At 41.6% G+C, this 24,891-nt stretch carries 17 protein-coding genes; 12 read left to right on the plus strand and 5 right to left on the minus strand.

Translation table 11 applies throughout. The features are described from left to right. Positions 1–40 precede the first annotated feature (40 nt). The 10 genes from PJIAN_RS05710 (at position 41) to PJIAN_RS05755 (ending at position 12,590) form a co-directional block, all read left to right on the plus strand. Positions 41–331 carry a hypothetical protein gene (locus PJIAN_RS05710; RefSeq protein ID WP_068702980.1) on the plus strand — a complete coding sequence of 97 codons (291 nt, stop codon included), beginning with the start codon at positions 41–43 and terminating at the stop codon, positions 329–331. Further along, a complete protein-coding gene (locus PJIAN_RS05715; RefSeq protein WP_153802491.1) occupies positions 282–1,658 on the plus strand; it encodes a cupredoxin domain-containing protein in 1,377 nt (458 codons plus the stop codon). The genes PJIAN_RS05710 and PJIAN_RS05715 overlap by 50 nt, the downstream gene beginning before the upstream one ends. 82 nt (positions 1,659–1,740) lie before the next feature. Continuing rightward, on the plus strand, positions 1,741–2,211 hold the full coding sequence (locus tag PJIAN_RS05720) for a lysozyme (protein ID WP_068702983.1): 471 nt from the start codon (positions 1,741–1,743) through the stop codon (positions 2,209–2,211). 592 nt (positions 2,212–2,803) lie between these two features. Further along, entirely contained in the window at positions 2,804–3,832 is a 1,029-nt protein-coding gene (locus PJIAN_RS05725) for an SAM-dependent methyltransferase (protein WP_068702984.1), read from the plus strand. 43 nt (positions 3,833–3,875) lie between these two features. Beyond that, positions 3,876–4,571, plus strand: a complete 696-nt coding sequence (locus PJIAN_RS05730; RefSeq protein WP_068702985.1) for a phage tail protein — start codon at positions 3,876–3,878, stop codon at positions 4,569–4,571. 65 nt (positions 4,572–4,636) lie between these two features. Continuing rightward, positions 4,637–5,797 (plus strand): ABC transporter substrate-binding protein, encoded by a 1,161-nt coding sequence (locus PJIAN_RS05735; RefSeq protein WP_068702986.1) that lies wholly within the window; start codon positions 4,637–4,639, stop codon positions 5,795–5,797. Positions 5,798–5,831: 34 nt separating this feature from the next. Next, entirely contained in the window at positions 5,832–8,834 is a 3,003-nt protein-coding gene (locus PJIAN_RS14755; RefSeq protein ID WP_172795577.1) for a beta strand repeat-containing protein, read from the plus strand. Positions 8,835–9,094: 260 nt separating this feature from the next. Further along, positions 9,095–10,249, plus strand: a complete 1,155-nt coding sequence (locus PJIAN_RS05745; protein ID WP_068703225.1) for an acyltransferase family protein — start codon at positions 9,095–9,097, stop codon at positions 10,247–10,249. A 184-nt stretch (positions 10,250–10,433) separates the two neighbouring features. Next, positions 10,434–11,213: a hypothetical protein gene (locus tag PJIAN_RS05750; RefSeq protein ID WP_068702988.1), complete on the plus strand. Its 780-nt coding sequence runs from the start codon at positions 10,434–10,436 to the stop codon at positions 11,211–11,213. A gap of 78 nt (positions 11,214–11,291) precedes the next feature. After that, positions 11,292–12,590, plus strand: a complete 1,299-nt coding sequence (locus PJIAN_RS05755) for an SGNH/GDSL hydrolase family protein (protein WP_068702989.1) — start codon at positions 11,292–11,294, stop codon at positions 12,588–12,590. Between the two features lie 83 nt (positions 12,591–12,673). Here the strand turns inward: PJIAN_RS05755 and xylE are convergent, their stop codons facing one another. From xylE to PJIAN_RS05780, 5 genes are all read right to left on the minus strand, one after another. Beyond that, on the minus strand, positions 12,674–14,344 hold the full coding sequence (gene xylE / locus PJIAN_RS05760; protein ID WP_068702991.1) for a D-xylose transporter XylE: 1,671 nt from the start codon (positions 14,342–14,344) through the stop codon (positions 12,674–12,676). A 134-nt stretch (positions 14,345–14,478) separates the two neighbouring features. Continuing rightward, positions 14,479–15,795, minus strand: a complete 1,317-nt coding sequence (gene xylA, locus PJIAN_RS05765; RefSeq protein WP_068702993.1) for a xylose isomerase — start codon at positions 15,793–15,795, stop codon at positions 14,479–14,481. A 47-nt stretch (positions 15,796–15,842) separates the two neighbouring features. Next, positions 15,843–18,032 carry a glycoside hydrolase family 3 C-terminal domain-containing protein gene (locus PJIAN_RS05770; protein WP_068702995.1) on the minus strand — a complete coding sequence of 730 codons (2,190 nt, stop codon included), beginning with the start codon at positions 18,030–18,032 and terminating at the stop codon, positions 15,843–15,845. Between the two features lie 24 nt (positions 18,033–18,056). Next, positions 18,057–19,529: a xylulokinase gene (locus PJIAN_RS05775; protein WP_068702996.1), complete on the minus strand. Its 1,473-nt coding sequence runs from the start codon at positions 19,527–19,529 to the stop codon at positions 18,057–18,059. Between the two features lie 44 nt (positions 19,530–19,573). Next, positions 19,574–20,290: an NUDIX hydrolase gene (locus PJIAN_RS05780; protein WP_068703227.1), complete on the minus strand. Its 717-nt coding sequence runs from the start codon at positions 20,288–20,290 to the stop codon at positions 19,574–19,576. Between the two features lie 582 nt (positions 20,291–20,872). Here PJIAN_RS05780 and PJIAN_RS05785 point away from each other — a divergent pair. Both PJIAN_RS05785 and PJIAN_RS05790 read left to right on the plus strand, forming a co-directional pair. After that, complete coding sequence (locus PJIAN_RS05785) at positions 20,873–22,762, plus strand: DUF3857 domain-containing transglutaminase family protein (protein WP_172795578.1); 1,890 nt, start codon at positions 20,873–20,875, stop codon at positions 22,760–22,762. A gap of 75 nt (positions 22,763–22,837) precedes the next feature. Then, positions 22,838–24,886 carry a DUF3858 domain-containing protein gene (locus tag PJIAN_RS05790; RefSeq protein WP_084252288.1) on the plus strand — a complete coding sequence of 683 codons (2,049 nt, stop codon included), beginning with the start codon at positions 22,838–22,840 and terminating at the stop codon, positions 24,884–24,886. Positions 24,887–24,891 lie beyond the last annotated feature (5 nt).

The raw sequence follows: 24,891 nt of genomic DNA on the forward strand, positions 1-24,891 counted from the left end.
TAGATTAGTATTGCTTTCTACTCAATTTATACATAGGTAGATGATTATGAAACTCCCGAAACATTTGTTATTCCTGTTGTTTTTCTTTGCAAGTCAGAGTGTGCTCACGGCTCAGTCTCCTTACATTATCAAGTATAAAGGAGCGTCGTATGTGTTTACTGTGACCGCAAAAACCGACTATTTTTTGATACGTTATCAGTCAAAAGCTGATTCCCTTTTGTCTCTTTATAAATCGGATGACCTGAGAGCGGTTGTTGCACAGCTGATGCAGTCGGCAGAGTATGAGAAGCTTGCGGATAGTCTTAAAGTGGTGGTCTCGTCTGTGGAGTGATAAGTTGCAGGATTCTTATTTTACATTGCAAAATATCCATTCGTTGCAATCGCGTGTCACCAATCTTGAGTCGGATAAGGCATCGAATATCGCTTTGCTAAAATTGAAGAAGACAACTGCTGTTGCTTATTTGCTCAGGAAAACCATACGTGCCGGTAGTCGCAATAATGAATTGCCCTTGTCAGATAATAAGAAGAAAAACAATGATATAGTTGCAGACTCAACAAATAAATGGAGAAGGACAGTGTTTGTACAGTCTGTTGATGTTGCATTTGAAAATGGAGTGATAAAAGATTTATTGGTAAGAGCCTTGGATTCGACGGATAACAGGCAGTGTTATTTTTCTAACATGGAATATATACCGATAAGAAATGGATTTGATGTAGATCGTTTGGCAACAAAGAACAGGCATTTTGTAACTTTTCAATATGATCGGGTGCAGACTTTGGCTCTCGACTTGTCGGATGTTTTGGATTATAATCGACAAATAACCAGTACGTCGGGGACTTATATACCAAAAGACACTACCGTGTCATTTGATGGGAAGCAAATAGCTACGGTTAAATTGTATAAACCTTCTATTGCGCAGTCATTCGATATTCGTCTGTTTACAGATGCTCTTGGTTACAGCGGTAAAACCCCGAATGGCATTGTTCAACTCGAAGCACAACTGAACTTTTATCTCAATCAGGGGAAGAAATTCAGGAGTCTGAACGAGATTCGCACCGAGAATAATCCATATAAATATAGATCTCAGCAGGTTTGGCTGAACCGGATTTCTCCTTATTTCAGACTTTCTAAGCTCGAAGATGCCGGGAAAAGTCTTACTGTTTCCAATCTTGCTGATAATAAGTTGATGTTGGAGTTGTATAAGTATGCCAATCTTGATTTTGGAACAGATCTTAATCTGCTTACGAGTCGCACTGATAGTAAATTGTTTACTTTTAATATGGCCGCCGGCTTTTTGCGTACATCAGTCGGGAAGGACTCTGTTGATGCCTCCTCTGTGTATATACACCCATATGTTGATCTGAAATTTTTCGATTCTAACAAAATAGATTTTAATGTAGGAGTGGGAGGGTATCTGGCCTGGAGAGTATCTTCAGTTGATCCCATTCATATTCAACAAACACTTCGTAACGGGTTGGTTCGTTTCTTCTGTAATCATTCATGGTTGAACCTCAGTCAAAGTGTCAATCTTCATCCGAATGGAAACAGACAGAGTTCGGTGTTTATTCGTGCGACCCAGTATGTCGGTGTATATAACAACTATTTTACTTTTCAAATCGGATATTCTACGTCTATAAGTAACCTGTTGAATTTTTGATTCTTGTGATGCTGTGGGTGATACGGGCTGGCTTTAAGTATAGATGGTATTGTGTTTTTGTTAACTTCTTAATATATTGAAAATGGCTAAAATTACTACTGTTTCGGATCAATGTCTTCAGCTGATAGAGCAGTTTGAATGCGGAGGCAATGTGGGAAAGTATCTTGCTGCGTACAAATGTCCTGCCGGTGTATGGACTATCGGTATCGGTACGACGGTTTATCCCAATGGTCAGAAAGTGAAAGCAGGCGACATAGCTACTAAGGAACAGGCATATGAATATTTGCAGCATGATCTGCAGACAACGGAAGTGTTGGTAGATTCTTATACTACCGACAAAGTTAATCAGCACCAATTTGATGCTTTGGTTAGTTTTGCCTACAATGTCGGTACCGGAGCTTTGAAGGGATCTACCTTGCTGAAGAAGGTCAATGTCAATCCGGCCGATCCCACAATTCGTGCTGAGTTTAATAAATGGGTTAATGGGGGAGGAAAAGTTTTACCTGGGCTTATAAAGCGGAGAGCAGCTGAGGCTGATTTATATTTTAGCTAAGAGGCTGAATAGTTTTTTTATACTATCAGTATTGTAAACGTTAGAAATGAATCTGTCATGGCTTTCCTTAAGTAAGATTTTTTTTGTCAATTTTTGCAGAAGGCGCCTGATGTCATCGGAAGAATTTCCAAGGCTTTTAGTCGCGCTCTCTTAAACGGGAGAAAATATTGAGGTTCTTTTGAAAAGGGTAAGATGAGACAATGAGGAAATATTTTCATTCCGCAAAATCAAAGCCATGATCGAGGATGCAAAATTAATGATGGCTTTCGGTGATTAATTAATCTAAATTGAATATATAAAATAATTTGTTTATTAAAATAAATATTGTATGTTTGTGTAGTTAAAAATTATTGAAAAACAAATTAAGTGTGTTTTTGCAGGAATAGATAGTTTGATAGTAGTAAAATCTAAAAGAGAGAGATAATCAAGAGGGTACATTTTTTGAAGTTTTGAATATTCAGAAAGGCATCATTCTGATGATTCCGTTCTGATTTCAGGGCTCCACCATACAGCAACCAATATCGTGTATGCATTAGCCGCGTTGAAATAAACTATTTTGGCGTGTGTATGCTGCATGAGAATAATTATATAAATGGATCAAACCTCTGATATCTCAATTGTACGAAACGCAGTCCGGACTCTTTTGGATTGTGCCGATGATTTCTTTATCATGAAACAATCGGTTGATGCGCTTTACAACGTCTTCAGTCGTATTGCCGGTGTTTCACCTGCGCAAATTGGTGTTGATAAGGATATTATACTGCCTTCGGGTAAGGCCATTTCTCCCTCAGCCGCAGCTCATTGCCTGCTTGAAATGAAACGGACTGCCGTCTTTCTGCGCGGCATTCATCAGTCTGTATTACAAAAACTAAACAACCGGGCTGACAAACCCGTCCGCATACTGTATGCCGGCACAGGCCCCTACGGAACACTTGTCATTCCGCTTTTGCCCCTTTTTACTCCCGACAAAATTCAGATCGACTTGTTGGATATCAATCCAGCCTCACTCGAAGCCTTGCAAAAACTAATCGACGAGTTACAGCTTAACGAGTATATCGGTTCCGTTTTTTGTGAAGATGCTACCACTTTCACTCTAAGTCGTAATTACGATATAGCTATTTCCGAAACCATGCTGGCCTGCCTTAAAAGCGAACCGCAGGTTGCCGTTATGCAAAACATTATTCCGCAGTTACACCCGGAAGCCATTTTTATACCCGAAGAAATACGCATAGACGCAGCCCTTACCAATCCGAAAATGGAACAGGACAGGTTGCTCTATTATGAAAACGAAGCTCCACCTTTCCGTCGCATTGAATTAGGCAATGTGTTTACGGTAAATAAGAAGACCCTCGACATTGACCGTATGCAAAAAATTATTGAGATTCCTGATGAAAAAGACTTTCCGGTACTCAAACTTTTCACAACGGTAAAAGTGTTTGGCGACGAACTATTGAGTGAAAACGATTCGAGCATTACGCTCCCCGTTAATTTTTACGATTTGCGAAAAAAAACGGCTCAGCACATCGTCTTTTGGTATGTACAGGGCGAAAAACCGTATATCGAAAGCCGGGTAGTTCGCACTCCAGCCCTTTATCAAACAGAGATTATGAACGCTTTATAATCAGTAATTAATTTCAGTATTAACTTTTTTAATCTTTAACATTATGGATGAAGCTTTTATTGGCGCAATTTTCGCTTGGCCTATCAGCTGGTGCCCTTTGTCTTATTCTTATTGCAACGGTACTCAATTAAGCGTTGCTCAAAATCAGGCACTCTATTCTCTACTTGGCACTGCCTTTGGTGGAAGTATAGGTAAAACTTTCAATTTGCCCAATTTACAGGGGCGAACGATTGTCGGTGCAACCAATATGGGAGGAACATACCCATCCGGCGTTAACATTCCTTCTGCTTATGTCTTTGCTTCTGGCGGAGGGTCTGATATAGTAACATTATCAGCAGCACAGGCACCCCTCATGTCGCATAGCCATACAGCTATCATTGCTGGTACAGCTACAGCAACATTAACAGGACTTACCGCGACCGGTGCCTTAAAAGCAACAGCTCAGGCTGGTACAACCAATACTCCGGGAAGCTCGGTTAGCCCGGCTAGGGTTCCAGATACAGGATCGGGAGATTCTATTCAGGCTTATGGTGCTCCTGATAACAGCACAACCATGCCTGTTACGGTTACTGTAACCCCGCCTTCCGGAGGGTTACCTGTCGACCTATCGAAGACAACAGTTACGGTTGGAGTTACTCCTGTGCCATCTATTGTAACTCAACCTCACAACAATATGCAACCCTTCCTTGCGCTTAATTACATAATAGCACTGGAAGGTCTTTATCCGCAACGCCAATAAAAATGAGAAAATAAATACGTGGTACTTTTGTGCCACGTATTTAATAGTTTAATAAACACATTGTCATGTCACCATTAAAAATCGGCCTTTTAGCTTACAATTCCTCGGTTTATCCTCACGCTCATCACGATTTTGTGAACGGCTTCTATGCTGCTTTGCCCTCTCAAATAGCCCGTGGACATTTTCAATTTATCCCTGAATATATTAAAGCTCCTACGGTTGCACATGTAAAAGAATCGGCACAAAAACTAGTGGGATTCGATCAGGTTGATATTCTCTCGGGGCTCATCAATTATAAAGCCGTGCCGGATATTGTACCGCTGGTAGAACGCCATAAAAAGATTGCGTTCTTTTATGATATGGGCGAGCTTATCCCTTATACCCAGCATATCTCCAATCATGTTTTTTTTAACAGTTTCCAGTACTGGCAATCGGAATATGCACTGGGTTATTGGGCATTTAAGGAATTTGGCGATAAAGGCTCGGTCGTCATGTCGCTTTACGATGCCGGATACCATTTGCAGAGTGCATTCCGACAAGGGGCTATTGCCGCAGGCTCGCAGGAGATCGATTATTGTGTATTGCACGATAATCCGACTCAATCGCAGGTAAAAGACAAAGCCCGACTTCTTCTGGAAAAATTCAAAACTACATTACCATCATTTATCCATGCCATTTTCTGTGGATCGGAAGTATTCGAGTTTCTCGAAGAATTTAACCAATCGGGATTAAAGGGAAAGATTCCCCTGTTGGTGACAGCCCACATGGCTTCCGAAGAAATGGTGTCTCAGGTGGCCAATATGGGCATTTCCATGTATGCAGCCTCAATGTATAACTATTACTCGCCCGATAAACTAAACCTGCAATTTAAATTGGCTTTCGAAGCCCTCACAGGCCGTAAAGCCAATGCTATTGCTCTGATGGGTTACGAAATGGGACTGGCCTTGGTTCAGCTACTCCCAGAATTGCAAAAAAGGGACTGGCCAACCATTATTAACCTTCTTAAAAAAGAAACCGTACGCAGTCCTCGTGGCGAACGAAACTTTTACCTCGATTCCGATTATGCCATCCCTACCATCGATATCGAGAAAATTGAGGTAAGAAACCAACGTATAAACAAGATGATTGTAGCTCAGGGCAAAGCCCTTAAATACAATCATTACATCTTCGAAGAAATACACCGTGAAAACGTAACAGGCTGGCAGAATCCCTACCTCTGCGTTTAGACTTAATCATAGTCAATAACTAAAACAAGTAATTATGAAAAAGTTTTTTACTCTAATCTTCTTTCTGGCTTTGTCGAGTCAGATAATCTTTGCATTCTCTGGCTTAGGAAGTGGTACTTCCGGTGATCCTTATCAGGTAACAACTGCGGCACAACTGGCTGAAGTTAGATATAGCTTAGCTGCTTATTACAAGCAAATGAATGATATTGACCTCAGCAGTTATTCCAATTGGACTGCGATAGGGGCTACGGTAACTACAGGCTTTACCGGAACTTATGATGGGAATAGCTATAAAATTACCGGATTAAAAATCATAAGCACTACAGCCTTATATAATGGATTATTTGGAGTTATAGGCGATGGAACGACATGGGGGCTGGGAACCGTAAAAAATCTAGGAATTGACGGAGCAAATATCACTGTAACACATCATTATTCAGGAATACTTGTAGGATATAATTATGGTGGTGTTATTCAAAATTGTTACACCACAGGGACAATCAGTAGTTCTGCTAATACTGTTGGTGGATTTGCAGGATCTACTAAAGGAACTATTAATTCTTGTTATTCAACTGCCACAGTAAATGGAAGTACTTCCGTAACACAAAATGCTGGAGGATTTGCTGGATCTCAATTAGCTTTTACTGGTCAGACCCCTACTATTCAGAATTGCTATGCAACAGGTCCTGTGCGCGGGCAAACATATGTTGGTGGATTTATAGGATTTAGAAACAATAACTCCAATGTAATAAATAGTTACTCAGTTGGTGGTGTCAGTGGAACAACTATAGGAGGATTCGCAGGGACTACAGGAACTGGTTCTACGGCAAATTGTTTTTGGGATACAAATACATCAGGACTATCAACATCGCCAGGTTCAGAAATCGGTAAAACAACAACAGAAATGCAAACAGCATCAACCTTTAGTTCTGCAAGCTGGAGTGCATCAGATTGGATTCTGAAGGATGGAAGTTATCCTAAATTGGCATGGCAATTACCTTCTGTAACGGCAATATCACCAACGAGCGGTACAACAGGAACATCTGTCTTAATAACCGGAACCAACTTCACAGGTGCAACAGCAGTGAACTTTGGAAGTACTGCGGCTACAAGTTATACAGTTAATTCATCTACTTCTATTACAGCAACTGCACCATCAGGCTCAGGAACCGTAGATGTCATTGTTACAACCTCTGACGGCACCAGTGCAACCAGCAGTAATGATAAGTTTACTTATGTTGCAGCCCCCACGGTTACTAGTCTTTCTCCAACAAGCGGACCTACAACAGGAGGTACTTCGGTTTCAATTACCGGTACAAACTTTACCGGAGCTACTGCTGTTAAGTTTGGCAGTACCAATGCTACTAGCTATACAGTTAACTCTGCCACTCAAATTACTGCTACTTTGCCTGCAAATTCTGCCGGAACGGTTGACATAACAGTTACCACAATCGGAGGAGCCAGTGCGACTTCCAGTAGCGACCAGTTTACTTATGTTGCAGCTCCCTCTATTAGCAGTATATCTCCCACAAGCGGGCCAACCTCTGGTACTACATCGGTGACCATTACTGGTACTAATTTATCGGGGACTACTGCTGTAAAGTTTGGCAGTACTAATGCTACAGGCTTTACAGTTAACTCTGCCACTCAAATTACTGCTACTTCGCCTGCAAATTCTGCCGGAACGGTTGATATAACAGTTACCACAATCGGAGGAACCAGTGCGACTTCCAGTAGCGACCAGTTTACTTATGTTGCAGCCCCCACGGTTACTAGTCTTTCTCCAACAAGCGGACCTACAACAGGCGGCACTTCGGTTTCAATTACCGGTACAAACTTTACCGGAGCTACTGCTGTTAAGTTTGGCAGTACTAATGCTACAGGCTTTACTGTTAATTCGTCTACTTCTATTACGGCTACATCACCTGCCGGTTCTGCCGGAGCCGCTGATATCACAGTAACTACAACCGGAGGTACAAGTGCTACCGGCAGCAGCGACCAGTTTACTTATGTTGCAGCCCCCACGGTTACTAGTCTTTCACCAACAAGCGGACCTACAACAGGAGGCACTTCGGTTTCAATTACCGGTACAAACTTTACCGGAGCTACTGCTGTTAAGTTTGGCAGTACTAATGCTACAGGCTTTACTGTTAATTCGTCTACTTCTATTACGGCTACATCACCTGCCGGTTCTGCCGGAGCCGCTGATATCACAGTAACTACAACCGGAGGTACAAGTGCTACCGGCAGCAGCGACCAGTTTACTTATGTTGCAGCCCCCACGGTTACTAGTCTTTCTCCAACAAGCGGACCTACAACAGGAGGTACCTCGGTTTCAATTACCGGTACAAACTTTACCGGAGCTACTGCTGTTAAGTTTGGCAGTACTAATGCTACAGGCTTTACTGTTAATTCGTCTACTTCTATTACGGCTACATCACCTGCAGGTTCTGCCGGAGCCGCTGATATCACAGTAACTACAACCGGAGGAACCAGTGCTACAGGGGGTAGTGACCAGTTTACGTATGTGGTAGCCCCCACGGTTACAAGTATTTCTCCACCGAGCGGCCCTTTGGCGGGTGGAAGATCGGTTACTATCACAGGAACTAACCTGTCTGGAGCAACAGCTGTGAAGTTTGGCACAAGTACAGCCTCCATCACATCCAACACGTCTACGCAAATTGTAGCAACTTCGCCTGCGGGGGCTGCCGGAACGGTTGATATAACAGTAACTACAGCAGGAGGTACCAGTGCGACTTCCAATAGCGACCAGTTTACGTATTCAACTACTACCGGCATTGATGATGCTAAGTTAGACGGAGTGACGATTTATCCGAATCCGGTTGATGATCGCTTGTACATTAAAGGTGTTGATGAAGGTGAAATAGCTGTTTATGATATGGGAGGTTGCAAGGTTATTTCAGCGATTCTTGCAAATGCTCAAGCCGTGGATGTTTCAGGCTTGGCAAAAGGAGTCTACACGGTTCGTATTACAACTCCAAATGGAAGAGTAGAGAAAAAACTGGTGAAGAAATGAGCCTTTTTGTAAGCAGATAATGATTAAGTAAACAATGAGGATGGAATAAACTTCTTCTGTTTTTCTGTAGACAGGGTTATTGTTGAGTTTTTATCCAAGAAAAGCTTTGCGATAACCCTGTTTTTATAAGCTGTTTGCTGCAAGATTGTTATTTACCCTGTTTTTGACAATTTTGCTCACATGCTAACGAAAATAAATTGTTAATTTTGCGTCAGGAATATCCAAACAATAAAAATCTGATTAACCTTTTTGAAAATCCAATGAGTTCAAAGCATTCTCCATTAACCGTTTTTTCTGATACCAAACGTCACTATGAGATTTTGGATAGCCTGCGTGGAGTAGCGGCTGTGATGGTGGTAATCTTTCATATCTTCGAAACGTTTTCAGGTGGCGATCACCTCAAGCAAATTGTAAACCACGGCTATCTGGCAGTGGATTTTTTCTTTGTGCTATCGGGTTTTGTGATTGGATATGCCTATGACGATCGCTGGGGCAAAATGAGCTTGAAGGGATTCTTCAAACGTCGTATTATTCGCCTTCATCCGATGATTATTATGGGGATGATTGTCGGAGCCATTGGATTTTACTTTAGTGCCTCTCCAATTGTATTTCCGGGCATCAGTAGTGTGCCGGTTTGGAAATTGTTGCTCATTATGCTGATTGGTTTTACGCTGATTCCGGTGCCCACGTCGCTGGATATTAGAGGATGGACAGAAATGCACCCGCTTGACGGTCCGGCATGGTCGCTATTCTTTGAGTATGTGGGTAACATTCTGTATGCGCTGTTTATTCGTAAATTTTCCAATAAATTATTGGCCATTTTGGTTTTTCTTGCCGGTTGTGCTACTATTCATCTTGCAGTAACCAGTCCTCACGGTGATATGATTGGTGGCTGGTCGCTGGAACCCGCACAATTGCGCATTGGTTTTACCCGTTTGATGTATCCGTTTTTTGCTGGGCTTTTGCTTTCAAGAATCTGTAAGCCGGGGGAATTCAAACACGCCTTCCTTTGGTGTAGCCTGATGGTGGTTGCTATTCTTTCTTTTCCTAGGGTAGGGGGAAGCGAGCATCTGTGGATCAATGGTCTGTACGATTCCTTGACGATTATTTTGGTGTTTCCATTGATAGTTTATCTTGGAGCAAGCGGTAAAGTAACCGGCAAATATTCATCGAAAATAAGCCGTTTCCTGGGCGATATCTCTTATCCTCTCTATATTACGCATTATCCAATCATTTATATTTTCACGGCGTGGGTAGTCGATAATAAAGTACCTCTGAATCAGGCTTGGCCGGCAGGAATACTTGTTCTCGTTTCGTCTGTGATTCTGGCTTATGCTTGTCTTAAACTCTATGACATACCGGTGCGAACATGGCTGGCAAAGAGATATATGGGCAAGGGTGTCCGGCATAAATGATTTTTAACTGATTGCATAGTTGTTTGCTGTGTTTTCAAAGGGAATGGAAATGATTAGAATGCTTATCATTTCCATTCCTTTTTGTAATTTTGGCGCTTGAAAAATAACCGACATAACAGCGATGTTAGAGTCACGTGTTGTAGAAGAGAAAATTTAGTGTAGTTAATTTTATTAGTTTTTTAGGATGAGAAAGTACAAGTTGTTTTACAAGGCACTTCCTGTTGCTGTGATCTTTTTTGCGTTGAAAGTTGTGGTTCATTACTTTGGTTATGAGTGTATTCCGAGTAACCTGATGACGATGCTGCCGACAATTCTTACGTCCATCGTATTTGTCCTTGGTTTTTTGCTTGCCGGAGTTATTGCTGATTATAAAGAGAGTGAAAAAATACCGAATGAATTGTCTGCATCTTTTTTTGCGATATGGCAGGAAGCCTATCTGCACTACCAGACTAAGCCCAGCGAACGTATGAAAGAATTTTTGGTTGAAATGCCGAAAGAAATCAGAATATTATTGGTGGAGTTTTTTATAAAACACGACAGAAATGCGTTGAAGGTTCTTGATAAATGGGTGATGGATATTCATAAGTTTGATGGTAACGAGATGGCAACTGTTTATGTAAACCGTTTGAAAACGGAGCTGATCTCCATTCGTAAAATGTTCAATCGCATTACCGTTGTTAAGAAAACTGACTTTTTGCCATCGGTATTCACAACCATCCGCATCATTGTTTGCATTTTTATCGGAGTCTTTTTGTTTCTGGATGTTACACCTTGGTGGGGAGGTGCCATTTTGCCTGCGTTATTCGCTTTTATGATCTTTATTATTCTTTATGTGATTCAGGATATTGAAGATCCGTTTGAATATCTGAACGAAAATCTGAAGGGCAAAGGCGATGAGGTTGATATGGGGATTCTGACCGATACGATTCTTAGTATTGAAGAACAATCACGCAGTATCCGGTGATCTTGCCTGATCCAAACCTTGTTTGTTAATCCGCTTGTTGCTTTTTGAATGTATAATGGTCTAAATATAAATAAAATCATGAAGAAAAAATCTTTTATTACAGTTGGAGGAAAGAGTAGTGGCAGAAATGGACTGGCACATTCAGCATTGCACACACTCACTCTTGTACTGCTTTCTGCATTGCTTTTCAGTTTTACAAGCCCCGAAGTCAGTAAAGTAAAAGCTCCGAAAATTTCTAAAAAGGAACAAGTTTGGGTGGGAACCTGGAGTACCGCTCCCTATTTTGTGGATGCTAATAATATGGCACCGGCGCCGGGGCTTACAAATAACAGCTTCCGGCAGATTGTGCGTGTTTCGGTTGGAGGCGATGTGTTGCGTTTTCGCTTTACCAATCTGTTTTGCAAAAATGCAGTTGTTCTGAAATCGGTTGGCATAGCCGTTTCAAAAGGGAGCAGCGATATTGATGCCAAAACGAATAAAACGCTCAAATTTGCAGGAAAGCAGGAGGTGACCATGTCTCCGGAGACGGAAATAGTTTCCGATCCTATCTCGTTTCATGTAGATCCGGGAATGAAGGTGGCGATCACTATTTGTTTCGGTGAAGCCGGACCGAATGTGGGTGGACATGCGGCATCGCGCACAACGTCGTTTCTGCTGGCTGGAAACAAATCTGTGCTGGCCGACTTTACCCCAGCAACTCCAACGGATCACTGGTTTGTCATTAGGGGCATCGATGTGGAAGCTTCGAACTCTACCTCCGCGATTGCTATTCTGGGGAACTCTATTGTTGATGGACGCGGTTCGGGAACCAGTAAATTCAACCGATGGACGGATGTTCTCTCCGAACGTTTGTTGCACAATCCGGCCACCAAAAACCGGGCAGTGTTGAATTTGGGAATCGGCGGTAATTGTGTGGTTCGTGGCGGACAGGGACAACCAGCCGTGGCTCGTTTCGATCGCGATATTCTGGGACAAAATAATGTGAAGTGGCTCATTATCTCTGAAGGAATTAATGATATCGGGGGAATCAGAACCAGCGAACAGGCTTCGCAGGTGGCGAATGACTTGATTGAAGCATACAAGCAGATGATTGAAAAGGCGCATGCAAAAGGCATGAAAGTTTACGGTGCAACTATTCTTCCGTTTGCAAAGTCGTTTTACGATAAAGATTTTCGTCAGGTGGCCCGTGATATGGTGAACACCTGGATTCGTAACAGTGGCAGTTTCGATGCGGTGATCGACTTTGAAAAAGTAATGAGCGATCCGAACGAACCGAAAGCGCTGTCTCCTGATCTCCACTCGGGCGATTTTCTTCATCCTAACGAAGCCGGATATGCAAAGATGGGTGAATTTATTGATTTGAAGTTGTTTGAATAGATAGAGGGTTTCGTATACATACAAAAAGAGTCGGTCGAATAAATTTCGACCGACTCTTTTTTATAAGCAGCGAAGCGGAATAATTATTTCTTCTTTTTCCAGAGCTCTTCGATCGACTCCAGGGTGCGACCTTTGGTTTCGGGAACAAGTTTCCACATAAAGATAGCAGAAAGAATACCCATAATACCATAGATCCAGTAAGAGAAACCGTGGTGGAAAATATTGGTAAGCCATACGTTGTCGTTCATCATCGGGAAGGTGAGCGATACGATCCAGTTGGCAATCCATTGGGCTGCAACTGCAATTGACAAGGCTCCACGAATCGAGTTCGGGAAAATTTCAGCTAAAAGAACCCAGCAAACAGGTCCCCAGCTCATTGCAAAGGCAGCTGTATAGAACAACATGAAAATAAGAGCAACAATACCTACGTGTTCTGTATAGAATGTAAATCCGAGAGCGATCATGCTGATAGCCATTCCGATTGAACCGATAATCATCAAAGGTTTACGTCCGAATTTATCGACAGTAACAATAGCCACAACGGTAAATGTAAGATTCACAATACCAACGATAATTGTCTGAAGAAGTGAAGAATCGGTAGAAGCACCCATGTTGCGGAAGATATTACCGGCATAGTAAAGTACCACATTGATACCTACTGCTTGTTGGAATACCGATAGCAGAATACCGATCAAAATAACACCGAATCCGTAAGACAGCCAGGGTGCATTTGCTTCGTGTAAAGTGCTCTTAATATCGGAAAGAATGGTTTTTGCACTCTCTTTTCCGGCTATTTTTTCAAGTACACTCAGTGCCTTTTCGTCTTTCCCTTTCAGGGCAAGATAACGGGGAGTTTCCGGAACGAAAAACAACAAAATGATGAAGATAGCAGCAGGAATAGCACCAGATAAGAACATATAGCGCCATCCGTCAGTAATTAACCATTGTTCGTTGCCCTGACGAGCAATAATAAGATTTACGAAATAGATAACCAACATACCGAAGATGATGGCAAATTGGTTGAAAGATACGAGTTTGCCGCGAACTTTTGCGGGAGCAATCTCGGCAATATATACCGGAGAAATCATAGAGGCGATGCCGACACCGATACCACCGATAATACGATAAATGACAAATGAGTAAACCGGAAGAGTGCCGAATACGTTAAAAGTTTCGGGCCTCCATGCGCCAACAGCCGAAACAAAGAACGCCACGGCAGCAATAAACAACCCGTTTTTACGACCTAATGACTTTGAAATAAATCCGGCAGAAGCACCTCCGATGATACAACCGATCAGTGCACTGGCAATAACAAAACCTTTTACAGCATCAGCTGTATTTTTCATTTCTTCAACATCCGAGAGAGCAGGAATTGCTTTGGTTAGGAAGCTGATAGCCCATATTGTGAGTCCGCCTAACATAACGGCACTTACAATGCTTCCCTTTTTCTTGCCAAAGAGTCCAATCATCTGAGCTCCGATTACCGCGAAAATCAAATAAAGAACAATGACCATCAGCATACGGTACTGGCCGATGAGTGTGAAAATTGTGTTAGGGTCAAAGAGGTAATTACCTCCGTTTTCTTTGTAAATGTAGAATTCTACCAGCGATTTTTCAGCACCGTTTACAACCGCCGTGTCATACCCGAAAAGCAAACCACCAAGTGTGGCTACCAATGTTAAAAGGGCGATGTATAGTTTGCTTCCTTCCTGAAAAGAGCTTGACTTACTTCCGCCTGTGTCGATAAAAGCCATGTTGTATTAGTTTATTAAGTTGTTAATAATATCAGATCTGATAATAACAGAAAAAGAACCGGAACTTAAACAACTAAGGTCATCATTCCGGCTCTTCGTTATTGTCGTAAGGTTTACGATTTAATCAATAAAGATTAGATGTACATGTTTACGAGTGCTTCGTACAATTCTTGTTTTCCGCTGATCTGTTTAGGTTCACCAACAGATTTAGCATAAGCAACAACATCTTCGAGGGTCAGTTTGCCTTCTTCGAATTCTTTACCTTTGCCAGCGTCAAAAGAAGCGTAACGATCAGCAACCATTTGTTTGTAAGGAGATTCTTCGAGGATAGCAGCTGCAGCTTCCAAAGCGCGAGCCATTACATCCATAGCACCGATGTGAGCGATGAACAAATCATCGTTGTCGGTAGAGTTACGACGGATCTTAGCGTCGAAGTTGGTACCACCACCTTGCATGCCACCACCTTGAAGGATAACAAGCATAGCTTGTGTCAATTCAAAGATGTCAACTGGGAATTGGTCTGTATCCCAACCGTTTTGAACATCACCGCGGTTAGCGTCGATAGCACCCAGCATACCTGCATCAACGGCACATTGCAATTCGTGTTCGAATGTGTGACCTGCCAATGTCGCGTGGTTTACTTCGATGTTTACTTTGAAATCGTTTTCCAAACCGAATTCTTTCAGGAAGCCGATTACAGTTTCTGTGTCAACATCGTATTGGTGTTTCATTGGTTCCATTGGTTTCGGTTCGATCAGGAACACGCCTTTGAACCCTTTTGCACGACCGTAGTCGCGAGCCATTTGCAACATGGTGCCGAGGTGTTGTTTTTCGCGTTTCATGTTGGTGTTGAGCAAGCTCATGTAACCTTCACGACCACCCCAGAATACGTATGCTTTACCACCCAGTTCGATAGTTGCGTCGATAGCGTTTTTGATTTGAAGCATAGCACGAGCAGCAGCGTCAAAGTTAGGATTGGTGCTGGCACCGTTCATATAACGTGCGTGGCTGAATACGTTTGCTGTACCCCACATCAGTTTGATGCCGGTTTCAGCTTGTTTTTGTTTTGCATATTCAACGATAGCTTTCAGGTTTGCTTCGTATTCTTCGATGCTACCACCTTCGCTGATTAAATCGATATCGTGGAAGCAGTAGTATTCGATGCCAATTTTTTGCATGAATTCGAAACCTGCATCCATTTTGTCTTTTGCAGCCTGAAGTGCATCAGCAGCACCAACCCAAGGGTGTTTTTGTGTGCCACCACCAAATGGATCGCCACCTTCTGCGCACAGTGTGTGCCACCATGCCATACAGAATTTGAACCATTCTTTCATAGGTTTGCCATAAACAACCTTTTCAGGATCGTAATAACGGAAGGCCATAGGATTTTTGCTGTCTTTGCCTTCAAATTTGATTTTTTCCACTGAAGGAAAATAAACTTTTGTGCTCATAATTTGAATTTAATGTTAGGGTTTGTTGTTATAATTTTAGAACTGAATTATTTCATTGTAAACTGGATAGATGCCGGCGTGGCAGCTCCCAGTGTTTGTGCAACCGGTGACGGTGAACTCCCTGCTATGGTAACTTTAAAATCGCCGCTTTCCAGTACTCTGTCACCGTTGTCATTCACCAATTCCATCATACGCGGCGTAATCTGAAATGAAACGGTTTGAGATTCGCCGCTTTTCAGCTTCAGGCGTTTCACTCCGTCGAGCGAATAGAGAGGCACACGGGTACTTGCTTTTACGTCGGTTACGTAAAGCTGAACCACTTCTTCTCCATCCGATTTTCCGGTATTGGTCACTTTGGTAGTGATAGTTACGGTTTCTCCTTTTTTGATTTTTGCTTTGTCAATGGCGATATCGCTGTATTGGAACGAGGTATAGCTCAGTCCGAATCCAAACGGATAGAGCGGCTCTGCCGTCATGTAACGATATGTACGTCCTTTCATGCTGTAATCGTCAAAAGCAGGTAGTTGGTCAACTGATTTCGGGAAGGTGATGGCCAGTCTTCCGGAAGGATTTACATCTCCGAAAAGAGCATCGGCAACAGCGCGTCCGCCTTCTTGTCCAGGATACCATACAAAGATGATAGCATCGGCAATTTCAGACAGTTCGGCTGTGCAAACAGGACTACCTCCGGTCAGAATCAACACGATCGGCTTTTTTGACCGTTGCTTCATGGTGCGGAGAAAATCGAGCTGGTTTTGAGGAATATTCAGGTTCAGACGGTCGCCCAAAGTATTTGATGCTGTCGATTCGCCTTCTTCTCCTTCAAATACACCAGAAACTCCAAAAACACCAACGATTACATCCGAATTAGCACCTTCGCCGAACGCATAGTTGCTCGCATTCTGGTTCGGAGCGCTTGGCTCTACCCCCTGACGATAAAAAACAGAAGTCCCGGCGCTTACTTTTCCAACAATTGCTTCGAGAACGGTAGTCAGGTGGTCGCTTACACCGTTGTAATTACCCATCAAAACATCCTGACTGGCAGCATAAGGTCCTGTCACGAAAATCGATTTGATCTCTTTTTTTAAGGGAAGCAAATTGTTCTTGTTTTGCAACAGAACAATCGATTTTGCAGCAGCTTCGTATGCCAGGTCAACATGTTTTTTGCAACCAATAACTTCTTCACCTATTTTTGAATAAGGGTTGTTGTTTACCGGGTCAAGTAATCCTAATTTGAAACGAGTTACCAAAAGCTTGCTTAGTGCCTGATCTATTTCTTTCTCTGTGATTAAACCTCTTTTTACAGCTTCCGGGAGACTTTGAAATTCGTTACCGCAATCGAGGTTGACACCGCTCTTGATAGCTAATGCACAAGCATCGGCTTCGTATTTTGCAGCTCCGTGATGTTTGTAAAAGTTGGTGATGGCGTCGCAGTCGGTAGTGATATACCCCTGAAATCCCCAGCGTTTACGTAGCAATTCCGACAAAAGGAATGAGCTGCCGCAACACGGTTTTCCGAACGTGCGGTTATAAGCGCACATCACGCTCTGCACATTGCCTTCTTTTACCAATGCTTCGAAAGCCGGCGTGTAAGTTTCCATGAAGTCTTTCATCGGAGGTTCGGCATCAAACGAGTGGCGCGATGCTTCCGGCCCTGAGTGAACAACATAATGTTTTGCACACGCTGCCGTTTTCAAAAAATGAGGGTCGTTACCCTGCATCCCTTGTACATAGGCAATTCCCATGCGCGAGGTGAGATACGGATCTTCTCCATAGGTCTCCTGTCCGCGACCCCAGCGGGGATCTCTGAAAATATTAATATTGGGAGCATAGAAAGTCAATCCGGTATATTTGCCGTAGTTCTGCATTCGTTGAGCAATGTTGAATTTTGCCCATGCTTCGTCTGAAATTGCTTCACCGATCCGTTTCACGAGATCAGGATCAAAGGTTGCCGCTAAGCCAATGTTTTGAGGAAAAACCGTAGCTCGTCCGGTACGTGCAACACCATGCAAAGCTTCGTTCCACCATTCGAACGGGAGCAAGCCCAGTCGTTCAATGCCGGGGGCACTGTTCATCATCTGGTATGCTTTTTCCTGAAGCGTCATTCTCGAAACAAGATCAGCAACGCGTTCGTCAACCGTTTTGCTTGGATCCTGATAGGGGAACTGCTGTGCAAACAATGAAGTGCAAAAGGCACCGGCAAATAACAAAGACGATAAGAATCGAAATCGTTTCATAGCAACTTATAAGGGTGTCGTTAATTAAAGTTTCGATTTCCAGAGCTCGTAAGCTTCTTTGTATGCCGTTTCATTCTTGGCATCCGGTTCTGTTGATTTCAGCTTTTCGAGAGTTGAGAATGCTTCAACATTCGATTTGTAGATCCCTGCACCAATTCCGGCTCCCTTGGCAGCACCTACAGAACCATCAGTATTGAATAATTCGATGGTGGCTCCGGTTACTCCGGCCAGTGTATCGCGGAAAATAGAACTCATAAACATGTTGGCAAATCCTGCACGGATGATACGGGTGTCGATGCCCATTCCCTGCATAACTTCCATGCCATAAGCAAATGCGAACACGATGCCTTCCTGTGCAGCACGCAAAATTTCAGCTTTGCCATGTTTGTTGAAGTTGATGCCATGAATGGAACAACCGGTTTCTTTATTGCCCAGCATACGTTCAGCTCCGTTTCCAAAAGGAAGAATAGAGATTCCGCCTGAACCAATGGCGATTTTTTCTGCCATTGCATCAATTTCCTTGTAAGACATATTTTCGGGAGCAACGTTCTTTTTCATCCAGGAATTAAGGATTCCAGTGCCGTTTACGCAAAGCAATACGCCGAGTCGTGTTGACTCTGAAGTGTGATTTACGTGAGCAAATGTATTTACACGTGATTGTGGATCGTATTTTACATTGCCGTTGACACCATACACAACACCCGAGGTTCCTGCTGTTGCTGCGATTTCGCCCGGGTTAAATACATTGAGTGATAATGCATTGTTTGGCTGGTCGCCGGCACGGTAGGTGACAGGGGTGCCTTCTGCAAGACCCAGTTCTTTAGCTGCAAAAGCAGTCACTTTGCCTTGTTCTGCAAAGGTGGGCAAAATGGCAGGGATAATCGATTTGTCGAACCCGTAATAGTTGAGAATGTCTTCTGATACACAGTTGTTTTGAAAATCCCAGAAGATACCTTCAGAAAGACCGGAAACAGTAGTGGTGATATCGCCTGTCAGCTTCATGGCAATATAGTCGCCCGGAAGCATTATTTTATCAATTTTGGCAAATAATTCAGGCTCGTTTTCTTTTACCCAGGCCAGTTTGGATGCTGTAAAGTTTCCCGGAGAGTTGAGTAGGTGAGAAAGGCATTGTTCTTCGCCGATACCTTTGAATGCTTTTTCGCCGTAGGGTACAGCACGGCTGTCGCACCAAATGATAGAAGGACGCAATACCTGTTGATTTTTGTCAACAAGTACCAATCCGTGCATCTGATAGGAAATACCGATGGCTTTAATGTCGCTACTGTTTACGCCCGATTCGGAAAGTATATTTTTTAATGCGGCTTTGAAATTGTTCCACCAGCTATCAGGGTGTTGTTCTGCCCATCCCGATTTCAGGGCTGTGATTTCCATTTCTACTTTTGGAGAAAAATCGGAAGCTACACACTTACCGTTTTCTGCGTTTACTAATGAAGCTTTTACAGACGAACTGCCTACGTCGATGCCTAATAGATACATTATAATAGTGTTTTGTGGTTAATTATAATTAGTCGTAAATTGTTTTACCTGTGAGATTTGTTGTAAATTATTTTGTCAAAGCGATAATAACGTGCAGCACGGTGAGCCACATTTTGTTGCTTCTCTTCCAATGGAATGATATAATTGAGAGAAATGAATTTTTTGTGGAAATTGCGTATATCCACTTTCTCTCCGAAAATGACTTCATGCAGGTTTCTCAACTCGGCCTCAGTGAATTTCTTAGGCAGAAGCTCGTACATTCCAGTCGGGTCTTCTTCTATTTTTTTGCGGACATAATTTAGGGCACCTTCAACAACTTCGTTGTGATCAAAAGCCAGTTGTCCTATTTCGGATAAATTGCACCAGTGCGCTTCGTATCCATCGGCAAAGCCTCTCAGCTTTTGATTGATTTTGATTAACGCTACGTAAGCAACGGTGATAATACGCCCGATTTTCATGTGGATGGCATTCTCCAGCCAAACGATATCACGGGGATGCTTGGTTCTGTCCGGAGAACCGAAACTGCGAAATTGTTGCAGGTAAATGTTTTTGATGCCGGTTAGTTCGTAAAGAACGCGATAGGCTGCATCGTCAAGATTTTCGCTTTCATAGATCACACTTCCGGGAAGCTTCATGTCACTATAACGACCTTCTTCGCTTTCTCCCGTACGGGTGATCAGCAAAATCTTCAATTGTTCTCCGTCGAATCCGAAAATGGCGCAGTCAACAGATACGTGAGGATAGAGTGATGTTTCTTGCATGGTAGAGTAATTTCCGGTCAATAAATAATTTCTATGCAAATAAACATCATTTCTTGATTAAAAGCAAGAGCTATTAATGTAAAAAACTGATATACAGATAATTGAACTTTGTATTAAATACAGTAAAGCTTTTCTCTCATAGTGCTGGATTTCAGAAGTGTAGCAGGGGTATCGCTATTGTAAAAAATACAATAAGATATGGCTGTTAAATAATGTCAATGAGTTGTGTGGGGTATGGTATAATGACAGCTTAGAGGAAGAGTATTTGCCTGAAAGTTTCGCGATAAGCGTCTCCAATAGGGATAATGTAGTTTTTACTGTGAATGCGAACAGATGAATGAATATTTTTTTTGTAGTTTATTTATTATTAATGTAAAAAATATTTTCTTTTCCATTGTTTATGCCAAATTTATTTTGGAAATTTGTCGCGTTCTCGGAAAGATTGACTTCGTTGATTTGCAGTAACGAATAAATTTTACCCATAAATTTCCTCGATAAAGGTTGGAGTTATATTAATGAACAGCAGTCTGTTGTTTTGACGATTAAGTGATAATCAAAATGGTTAATGTAAGATCAATAAACATGAAGTTCGAACGGATCATGTATCCGACAATCTTTTCCACAAGCAGAATGATTGTGTTTGCAATTGTATTCCTAAGTCAGTTGCAAATTCATTTACGTGCTCAGGAGGTTAATGCTGAGGTGGTTGACTATAAGAGTGTTTGTGTTTTTGATAAATCAAAATTATCTCAAAGCAAGTCGGTAACCGTTCAGGTTAACAACAGGGCGGGGGAAGAGTATGGGGAAGTGAAAATCTATTATTCTAAAGCAGATAAATTAACAGATGTCTCGGTTCGTCTTGAAGATCGGAATGGAATACTTATTCGTACGTTGGGCAAGAATGAATTATCAGACCGGAGCGCTATCTCGGAAGGTGCTCTTTATGAAGATAGTTACGTTAAACAGGCATTAGTGAAACATAATGTTTATCCCTACAGGGTAACATATTCATATACAATAGTCTCTAAAAATTACATTGAGATAGCAGACTGGACTCCGGTGGTTTATAATGATATACCGACTCGAAACGCAACTCTGAAGGTTGTTATTCCGAAAAATGTGAAATTTGAAGTTACGACAATGAGCGTGGACACCTGTCAGAAAGATTCGACAGTATCTTCTCTGGAGATGGTTTGGAAAAGTCGATATAATAAACAAATCAAGAACGAGGTGTTTGCTGAAAAAGAGAATTTTTATCCAAGAGTGATCGTTGTGCCTGGAGTCTTCAATTATGGTGTTGAAGGTGAATCGCGAAGTTGGACTTCTTTGGGAAAATGGTATGCAAATCTCACCCGGGGGCTCGATAATTTGCCTGATGAAGAAAAAACTAAAGTTCAACATCTGATATCGGGACTGAAAGATAAACGAGACATTATTCGGAAACTATATCGGTACCTTCAGGATAATACTCGATATATCAATATTTCTATCGGGATTGGCGGGCTTAAACCTTACCCGGCTTCTTATGTGGCTCAAAATCGGTATGGTGATTGTAAGGCTCTTACCACATATATGAAAGCTCTGTTGAAAGCAGCCGGCATTGACTCCAAATATGTTTTGATTTATGCAGGTGATCAGCCTCGCAGTTTGATTAGACAAGCGGTCTTTCCCCAGTTTAATCATGTAATTTTGGCCGTGCCGGTAGATAGAGATACTATATGGCTGGAGAATACAAGTCCAGTAAATCCATTTGGATACATGGGTTTGTTTACTCAAAACCGTGAAGCCTTGTTGGTAGATGAACAAGAAAGTCACCTCGTTCATGTGCCTGCATTGCATCGTCAGGATGCTGTCAATGAACGCATGTTCAACTTTAGGTTTAGTAGTGCAGGTCATGCAACTGTTAATTGGTCTTCGATATTCAAGGGGCAGGATTTTGATAGATTTACGCAAATCAATACTTCGTTGAACGAAGAATTGAAGGATAGAATTATAAGAGATTATATTCCATTTAAGAACTACGAGGTTCTCGATTGGCATATTGAACGGGCGGATCGGGATTCTTCTTTTATAAAGTTCAATGCCAGTTTTAATGTCTATAAATATCTTAAATCACTGGGTACAGATATGTACTTTAGCCTTTATCCTGTTGAGATTCCCAATTTTATACAGCCGGCTTTACGAACTTTACCCCTTGAAATTCCCTATCCTGTTGGCGGAGTCGATAGTTTGGTTTATTATTATCCTGATAAATATGGGTTAAAAGGCATGATGAAGGATGTCAATATAGATACAAAATTCGGGACTTATTCATGTGTTTTTCACCCCGATAAAGAAAAGCTGCTTGTGATAAAAAAAATAAATATTTACGCAGGACGATACTCGTTGTCTCAATATTCAGAATTTTATGAATTCATTAAATACATCAAAGAAATTGATACTGCGAATGTTTTATTACAACGGGCTGATTAATCTATTATTTTGACGAAATGATAAAGTTTCTGGCTCTTTAATTATGTGCAATATTTACCCTTAAATCAATTATCTATGAACCCAGCATGTCACGATGGAAACAAAAAGAAACATTTTAAGACTGGATCAGTAAACGGTTTGTTGCAATTTGTACAATCCCATTTGTTGTTACAATTAGGTATGATCTTCTTTTTGTTGTCGATTCCGAAATGGAGTGTAGGTCAGACATTCCTGCATGAATTCGGTAAGTGTAGTAATGAAGATTTTGAACTAAAAAAATATGATAAAGCCCCGAACGCCGATGCTGTTGTTATTTATGATATTGGCAAATCCTATTTCTCGGAAAGTGGAGGTGGGTTCAATGTCGTTTTTGAAAGAAAGCTAAAGCTTAAAATTTTCAATAAAGCGGGAATTAAACATGCGAATTTTGATATCCCTTATTATACAGGGAAGAACGGCGATGAAAGTGTATCAGAATTGCAGGGGAATGTGTATAATTATGAAAATGGCAGCGTTAGGGTCTCGCACCTAGATACTGAAAAAGATTATAACGAGAAACAAAATGAACACTGGAAAATAAAAAAAATAGCCATGCCAGATGTAAAGGAAGGTTCTGTTGTAGAATTAGCCTATACAATAACCAGTCCGTATGTTTTCAATTTTAGAAATTGGGAGTTTCAATCTCATATTCCTGTGATTTATAGTGAATATATTACTAAAATGATTCCATTTTATGAATACACATACATTTTACAAGGTATGCCTCGTTTTGACGACTTTAAAAACTATCAATCAGAAGGAAGTGAATATAGTTTTGCCGGGGTGAAATATCACGAAATGATCTATGATTTTGTAATGAAAGATTTGCCCGGGTTCAAAGATGAGTCTTTTATAACTTCGGAGCAGGATTACATTGTGAAGATGGATTTTCAACTATCTGCAATGCATTATCCGGACGGAAGGGTTGAGAAAATTATGCGAACTTGGCCGGAATTATCAAAAGAATTGCTTGATAATGATTATTTTGGCAGATATATCAATGCGGCACGGAAAAAAGCGAAGGATATACTACTTCCGCTTAATCTTTCTGCATTGACAAAAAAAGATAAGGCGAAAATAATATTCGAATACGTAATATCTAATTATAGCTGGAATAAAGAGGTTTCTAAATTTGTGGATAAAAGCGTGAAGGATTTCTCTCTGTCAAAAACAGGGAATAGCGCCAGTATCAATTTATTTATGTTGGCGATGTTGAATGAAGCCGGAATAGAAGCAGATCCTGTGGTTTTAAGTACAAGAAATCATGGCAAAATCAAGATGGATTATCCGTTCGAGTATTTTTTTAATGATGTTGTGGCGTATGCAAAACTTGATTCGGGAACTGTTGTGATGGATGCAACAGAGCCTTTGTGTACTTTTAATCAGATTCCTACACGTTGCCTAAATGATAGAGGGTTGGTGGTGCAAAAAAACAAAGTGGAATGGATACCTCTTAAAGGAACAACGCCATCGAAGGAAGAATATCAGCTCGAAATTAAATTGAATAGCTCGCTGGATAGTGTACGTCAGAGTTGTAAGCTGATATCGACCGGTTACGATGCTGTATATTATCGGGATACGTATCAAAGTGAGAAAGATAAGCTGAAAAAGAAATTGTTGGGGAGTAATGCTCTGGAAACTGAAAAACTGGAAGCAGATAATCTGACTCAACCGGAAAAGCCGTTTCTGCTGAGATATGAAAAAAACAATGCTATTGATGTTGTTGATGGTAAATTAATTATAGAGCCGTTTGGAAATACGGTTATGAGCGAAAACCCATTGAAGCAACAACTCCGTAGCTATCCTGTTGATATGACTTATCAGAAAACAAATAAATTTTACGCTCGCATCATGGTACCTGCCGGATATAAACTATTATCGAAGCCGGAAGATATGTCAATTAACAATGGCTTGGTGCGTGTTATTTATACGGCAAGTGCTATGGATGATCAAACTGTTCAGATAGTTGCTAGTTACGAGTTTAAAAAGGATGTTTATCCCAGCGAAGACTATTCGAATCTGAAAGCATATATAAATATGATTGTTAGTAAGTTCAACGATAAGATTGTTTTGTCGAAGATCTGAAACTT

The sequence above is a fragment of the Paludibacter jiangxiensis genome, from assembly GCF_001618385.1.
GTDB lineage: Bacteria > Bacteroidota > Bacteroidia > Bacteroidales > Paludibacteraceae > Microbacter > Microbacter jiangxiensis.

Coding starts and splice junctions, on each gene's coding strand:
- PJIAN_RS05710 (WP_068702980.1), top strand. CDS start 41: ATGATTATGAAACTCCCGAAACATTTGTTATTCCTGTTGTTTTTCTTT.
- PJIAN_RS05715 (WP_153802491.1), top strand. CDS start 282: ATGAGAAGCTTGCGGATAGTCTTAAAGTGGTGGTCTCGTCTGTGGAGT.
- PJIAN_RS05720 (WP_068702983.1), top strand. CDS start 1,741: ATGGCTAAAATTACTACTGTTTCGGATCAATGTCTTCAGCTGATAGAG.
- PJIAN_RS05725 (WP_068702984.1), top strand. CDS start 2,804: ATGGATCAAACCTCTGATATCTCAATTGTACGAAACGCAGTCCGGACT.
- PJIAN_RS05730 (WP_068702985.1), top strand. CDS start 3,876: ATGGATGAAGCTTTTATTGGCGCAATTTTCGCTTGGCCTATCAGCTGG.
- PJIAN_RS05735 (WP_068702986.1), top strand. CDS start 4,637: ATGTCACCATTAAAAATCGGCCTTTTAGCTTACAATTCCTCGGTTTAT.
- PJIAN_RS14755 (WP_172795577.1), top strand. CDS start 5,832: ATGAAAAAGTTTTTTACTCTAATCTTCTTTCTGGCTTTGTCGAGTCAG.
- PJIAN_RS05745 (WP_068703225.1), top strand. CDS start 9,095: ATGAGTTCAAAGCATTCTCCATTAACCGTTTTTTCTGATACCAAACGT.
- PJIAN_RS05750 (WP_068702988.1), top strand. CDS start 10,434: ATGAGAAAGTACAAGTTGTTTTACAAGGCACTTCCTGTTGCTGTGATC.
- PJIAN_RS05755 (WP_068702989.1), top strand. CDS start 11,292: ATGAAGAAAAAATCTTTTATTACAGTTGGAGGAAAGAGTAGTGGCAGA.
- xylE (WP_068702991.1), bottom strand. CDS start 14,344: ATGGCTTTTATCGACACAGGCGGAAGTAAGTCAAGCTCTTTTCAGGAA.
- xylA (WP_068702993.1), bottom strand. CDS start 15,795: ATGAGCACAAAAGTTTATTTTCCTTCAGTGGAAAAAATCAAATTTGAA.
- PJIAN_RS05770 (WP_068702995.1), bottom strand. CDS start 18,032: ATGAAACGATTTCGATTCTTATCGTCTTTGTTATTTGCCGGTGCCTTT.
- PJIAN_RS05775 (WP_068702996.1), bottom strand. CDS start 19,529: ATGTATCTATTAGGCATCGACGTAGGCAGTTCGTCTGTAAAAGCTTCA.
- PJIAN_RS05780 (WP_068703227.1), bottom strand. CDS start 20,290: ATGCAAGAAACATCACTCTATCCTCACGTATCTGTTGACTGCGCCATT.
- PJIAN_RS05785 (WP_172795578.1), top strand. CDS start 20,873: ATGAAGTTCGAACGGATCATGTATCCGACAATCTTTTCCACAAGCAGA.
- PJIAN_RS05790 (WP_084252288.1), top strand. CDS start 22,838: ATGAACCCAGCATGTCACGATGGAAACAAAAAGAAACATTTTAAGACT.